Annotated in this window: 1 protein-coding gene and 1 pseudogene; both read right to left on the bottom strand. The window is 73.2% G+C overall.

Annotation, left to right across the window (positions count from 1 at the left end; all coding sequences use genetic code 11):
• Nucleotides 1–639: pseudogene (locus LQV45_RS34315) on the bottom strand (DNA-3-methyladenine glycosylase 2 family protein); the annotation flags it as partial.
• 64 nt (nt 640–703) lie between these two features.
• Nucleotides 704–1158, bottom strand: a 455-nt coding sequence (locus tag LQV45_RS34310; protein WP_230012334.1) for a winged helix-turn-helix domain-containing protein, incomplete at its 5' end; no start/stop codon positions are given.

The following is a 1158-nucleotide window of genomic DNA, read 5'->3' as shown; positions in this document are numbered from 1 at the left end:
GACGATCGTGCGCGACTGCGGCGGCTCGAGACCGGCGCGATGCCAGGCCCACGACGGCACATGACGCCACCCCTCGACATCCGGTGGGGCGAACAAGGGGTGGGGCGTGGGCCCCGGGGCGCGCTCGCCGTACCACGTGACGATGCTCCGCCAGGCCGAGAACGCCTGCATACCGGTCACCTTCTGCTCCATGATCGCGCTGACCAGGGCGTCGAACACGAGGTCGGTGCGTCCGATGCGCAGATCGGGATGCCGTCGATGCCACTCGGCGACCGACGGATGCCGCGACGCGTCGAATCCGTCGGGATCGTCGCTCGCTCCGCACAGGGCGGGGAGCTGATCGAGCGCCCAATCGGTGCCCGGGCCCCACGCGGCCGCGCGGACGGTGCCGTCGGCGGTCCGTCGTAGGGCGAGCGTCGCGACCCCGTCCGGGGTGCGGCTCACCCGCCAGACGACGCCACCCGCCCCGAGGGATCCGGTCGCAGCGTACGTGGGGTCGTTGCGTCCGTGTCGTTGCGCGGCGACCGCGCGCCCGACATCGATGGGCTGCCGCGGGCGGTACTCGGTTTCGACGGGTGCCGCGGACGCCGGGCTCGTCTCGCGCGGCCGCAGCCGCGTGGACACCCGGGTCGATCTCATGCGGACACCCTACGTCCGCCCGCCGACATCGCCGCGGTCCGAGGGCGACCCGCCCGGGAAGGACTCAGAAGCGGTCGGGCGAGGGGGTGCCGTGGCCGTACCGGATCGAGACGTCGGCGTGCCGGTCGAACCGGTAGCCCACGCCGCGCACGGTGCGGACGATGTCCTCGTACACGCCGAGCTTGGCGCGCAGGCGGCGGACGTGCACGTCGATCGTGCGCTCGCCGGGCGCTTCGTCGTCGGTCGCGCCCTCCCACAGCGACGACACGAGCTCGGCGCGTTCGATCGTGCGGCCCTCGCGCAGAACGAGGTACTGCAGCAGCTCGAACTCCTTGAACGTGAACGCCGCCGACTCGCCGTCGATGAGCACGCGCTTGCGCGAGATGTCGACGATGACGCCGCGGGGGGCGCGGTCCTCTTCGGCGGGCTCGTCCTTGGTGCGGGCCACGGCGGACGGTTCGTGCAACGCGAGGCGGACGACGTCGACATCGCGACCGCCCGCACCGGCGGGGGCGAGGG

This window comes from Microbacterium sp. Bi128, from assembly GCF_918698205.1.
Note: the sequence above shows the minus strand (reverse complement) of the source record. Positions and strands in the feature narration are given on the sequence as shown.